Consider the following 4,212-nt stretch of genomic DNA (forward strand, 5'->3'; position numbering starts at 1 on the left):
TGTGGGGTCCACAGTCTGCCAGATTGCAAAGCTTAAAGGTTGCTATGTTGCCGGCAGTGTTGGCTCCGATGAAAAAGCACGCTACCTGAAGGAAGAATTGAAAATAGATGCTGTCGTCAATTACAAGGCCGCCCCCAATTTAGCCAATGCCATTGCCGAAGCCTGCCCTGAAGGTATTGATGTCTATTTTGAAAATGTTGGCGGCCCGCACCTTGAAGCCGCTCTCGACCTCATGAACGATCATGGTCGCATAGCTGTGTGTGGCATGATTGATCAGTATAACTCAAGCTCTCCTGTTCCCGGACCGGCTAACCTGTCACAGATGATTGTGAAAAAATTAAAAATGCAGGGTTTTATTGTGTTTGAGCACTGGGACCACTACCCCGAATTTGTTCAACAAATGAGCCATTGGATACAGGAAAGCAAGATCTCCTGGAAAGAGACGGTTTTTGAAGGTATCGAGCAGGCCCCCGAGGCTTTCCTGGGCCTCTTCTCTGGCATTAATACCGGCAAAATGCTCGTTAAACTCAGTTAATTAGAATCAGGATCATTTATGAAAAACTTTTCGTTTCACAACCCAACGCGCATTCATTTTGGCAAAGGCATGATCGCCCGTATTACTGATGAAATCCCGCGCAATGCCAGAATCCTGATCACCTATGGTGGTGGTAGCATTAAAAAGAACGGCACTCTTGATCAAGTCAGGGAAGCCCTGAAAGACCACCCATCCATTACCGAGTTTGGTGGCATTGAACCAAACCCTTCTTTTGAAACACTGATGGAAGCAGTCGCTCTGGCAAAACAGGAAAACATTGATTTCTTGCTGGCGGTAGGCGGTGGCTCAGTGATTGACGGCACAAAATTTATTGCCGCCGCTATTCCATTTGAAGGCGACCCGTGGACCATTCTCAGTGACAAAGCCAGGATCCATCAGGCCATTCCTGCAGGCAATGTTCTTACCCTTCCAGCCACAGGCTCGGAAAGCAACTCCGGGTCTGTCATTACCCGCAGAGCCACGAATGACAAGCTGGCCTTTAGCAGTCCCGAAGTCTATCCACAATTTGCGGTGCTGGATCCGGAAACCACTTATAGCCTTCCCCAAAGCCAGACCGCTAACGGTGTAGTAGACGCCTTTGTTCATGTAATGGAGCAGTATCTCACCACCCGTGAGAATGCACCTGTTCAGGATCGCTATGCCGAAGGTTTACTGTCAACCCTGATTGAGCAGGGCCCGGTGGTTCTCAAACAACCGCAGGATTATGAATCAAGAGCCACGATCATGTGGACTGCAAACCAGGCCCTGAATGGTCTGATTGGCATGGGTGTGCCCCATGACTGGTCTACTCATATGATTGGCCATGAGATCACCGCCCTGTTTGGAGTGGATCACGCCCGGACACTGGCGATCGTGCTTCCCTCTGTCATGCATGTCATGAGAGAAGAGAAAGCGTCCAAGCTGCTTCAGTATGCCGACAGGATCTGGGGCATTAAGGAGGGCAGCGACCAGGAGAGGATGGATGCAGCCATCGACAAAACCCGTGATTTCTTTGAACAGATGGGCATTGGAACTCGTTTGTCCGATTATGGCATCGAAGAAAGCGCCATCGCCGACCTTGTTGATCAGCTGAAACGGCATAAAATGACTGCGTTGGGAGAAAAACAGAACATTACTCCTGAAGTAGCCAGCCAAATTCTCAGGCATGCCGCCTGACCATATGGAGATGAACTTATGAAGGTGCTATTCGTCCTGACCTCCCATGACAAGCTGGGAGACACGGGAGAGAAAACCGGTTTCTGGATCGAGGAGTTCGCAGCGCCCTACTACGTGTTTGCGGATCACAATGCTGAGATAACTCTGGCTTCCCCTGCGGGAGGACAACCGCCTGTTGATCCCAAAAGTGCCCTGCCAGACTTTCAGACGGTTGCCACCAAGAGGTTTGATTCTGACAGTGCCCTGCAAGATAAACTGTCGAATACCGTTAAGTTGTCTGAAGTCTCTGCAGACGACTATGATGCCGTCTTTTATCCGGGTGGACATGGTCCTTTATGGGATCTGGCCCATGACAAGCACTCCGTCGCCCTGATAGAGACATTTGCCAAACAAGGGAAACCAGTCTCTGCCGTATGCCATGCACCAGCCGTCTTGCTGAATGCTGTGAAAGGAGACAATACACCGCTGGTCAGTGGCAAGCGAGTCACTGGTTTCAGCAACAGCGAAGAAGCCGCTGTCGGGTTAACCGATGTCGTGCCCTTTCTTCTGGAAGATGAACTCAAAAATAAAGGGGCTGAATACAGTCAGGGAGATGACTGGTCACCCTACTGTATCACCGATGGTTTGTTGGTAACCGGACAAAATCCTGCCTCTTCAGAAGCTGTTGCAGAAGTTGTCTTGTCTATGCTCACCTGACGCTATCAACCTTCAAGGCCTGCTTTGGCAGAAATTTTCCATAGCGGGCTTTGAAAATTTCCATGCCCATCTTTCAATGTCAATTGTGAAGTAGCTTTGTCATTTATGCCCCGGGCTTTCCGGGAGGGGCCGGATTATTGCTCAGGGTATGATCACAAAGTATCAAATTTTCGAACAACTACCATGGAATCGAAGAGCCATCGTAAGCCAGGAACTGACCACTCTGCCCAGAACTTAGACGACGAATAACTTCCAACATCTGATGGACTGAGTGATTTGAAGAGAAGAGTTTTTCAGGTGGAACATTTTTTTTAAATGGCTCGGTAAGCTGAGTATCAACCGTGCCCGGATGCATGGCCACAACACAACCATCAGGCTTTTTCCTTCGCCACTCATGACTGAATGTTTTCAACACCATATTAAGAGCCGCTTTCGATGCCCTGTAACTGTACCAGCCACCCAACTGGTTATCTTCAATACTGCCCACTCTTGCAGACAGTGCAACAAATCGGGGGCAATCACTGCCCTTAAAATTATTCAGGAAATAACGCGCTAAAAAGAGAGTGGATAGAACATTGACCGCCATTGTCTTGTGAAAAAAATCTGCATCTACCTGAGTAATCGATTTTTCAGGCATCTGAGTCGATGTATGCAACATCCCCACGGCATTAATAATCCAGTCAATTGGCCCAACGCTATTGGCAAGTTGTTCTACAGATTCCGCATCGGTAAGATCTGCCTTGCGCCATAAAACGGAGTTTTCGAGGTGTTTATCTTCCGGGGCGTTTTCGAAACCTGGAGAGCCTCTGAAAAAAGTAGCATGCACTTCCGCTTGTGGCATTACACGTACGATCTCTTCGACGAAAGACCGGCCGATTCCTCCGCTGCCACCAGCAACCAATATTTTCATAAAAGCCTCAACTTGATGAGTTTTACCTCCTACGCATCCGGGTGAGTATCCGGATCACATTTTATGCGAACGACTCACCCTGAAGGAGCGAGCTTCAGCTTATGGCTCAACTCGCTTTGAGCCAGCTATCGGCTCACATCAGAGATTAGACAGTGGGTTGGCTGACTCTCCCCAGGGGGGGGCAAACATATCTGCTACTTTTTCCTGAGTCACCTCTTCAATCACCGAATAAGTCCATTGCGGCTGATTATCCTTGTCCACCAGCAGTGCCCTGACGCCTTCCTGCAAATCACCTTTCAGCACACAGTTGATAGAGAGTACCAGCTCACTCTGAAAGACTTCTTTCAAAGAGTCATAGCGACTCCTCTTCAGTTGCTCATAGGCAATCACAGCTGATAGAGCCGAGCCGGTCAGAGCTATATTTCGTGCCTGCTCAAGCCAGCTGTCTTCCGTTTCCAGCGCTTTCAAATCGGCAATGATTGCCGAAAGGTTTGACTTGCCCATCATACGGGCAATCAGATCGCGATGTTCCCTGATTTTAGAATAAGGCAACCAGCCAGCACTGTTATCCGCATAATACTGAACGACGTCAGAGGCCACCTGATAATGATCTTCAGACCAGTCAGCTGCCTGAAGTGATTCCAGAACTTTTTTTCTAAAGGCATGATCAATAAATCGGTTAGCCAGTCCCAGATACATGGCGTCTGCAGGGTTTAAACGACATCCGGTCAAGGCCATAAACAGACCTATTTTGGCGGGCAAGCGATTCAGAATCCATGAACCACCGACGTCCGGATAAAGCCCTATAGTAATTTCTGGCATGGCCATGACAGAAGTGTCGGTCACGACCCGGAAGTCTGCTCCCGCCATCAGGCCAAAGCCCCCCCCCATAATC

At 49.0% G+C, this 4,212-nt stretch carries 5 protein-coding genes; 3 read left to right on the plus strand and 2 right to left on the minus strand.

Features of this window, described 5'->3' with window-relative positions:
• The 3 genes from KDK17_RS13715 to KDK17_RS13725 all read left to right on the plus strand — a co-directional run.
• Positions 1-535, plus strand: a 535-nt coding sequence (locus tag KDK17_RS13715) for an NADP-dependent oxidoreductase (protein WP_257288289.1), incomplete at its 5' end; no start/stop codon positions are given.
• An 18-nt stretch (positions 536-553) separates the two neighbouring features.
• Positions 554-1,711, plus strand: a complete 1,158-nt coding sequence (locus KDK17_RS13720) for an iron-containing alcohol dehydrogenase (RefSeq protein ID WP_257281389.1) — start codon at positions 554-556, stop codon at positions 1,709-1,711.
• An 18-nt stretch (positions 1,712-1,729) separates the two neighbouring features.
• A complete protein-coding gene (locus tag KDK17_RS13725) occupies positions 1,730-2,407 on the plus strand; it encodes a type 1 glutamine amidotransferase domain-containing protein (RefSeq protein ID WP_257281388.1) in 678 nt (225 codons plus the stop codon).
• Between the two features lie 178 nt (positions 2,408-2,585).
• Here KDK17_RS13725 and KDK17_RS13730 read toward each other — a convergent pair whose 3' ends face one another.
• Entirely contained in the window at positions 2,586-3,317 is a 732-nt protein-coding gene (locus KDK17_RS13730) for an SDR family NAD(P)-dependent oxidoreductase (protein ID WP_257281387.1), read from the minus strand.
• A gap of 138 nt (positions 3,318-3,455) precedes the next feature.
• On the minus strand, positions 3,456-4,212 hold a 757-nt coding region (locus KDK17_RS13735; protein WP_257288290.1), incomplete at its 5' end, for an enoyl-CoA hydratase/isomerase family protein.

It is taken from the genome of Endozoicomonas sp. SESOKO2, from assembly GCF_024606245.1.
In the GTDB taxonomy this organism is placed as follows: Bacteria; Pseudomonadota; Gammaproteobacteria; order Pseudomonadales; family Endozoicomonadaceae; genus Endozoicomonas_A.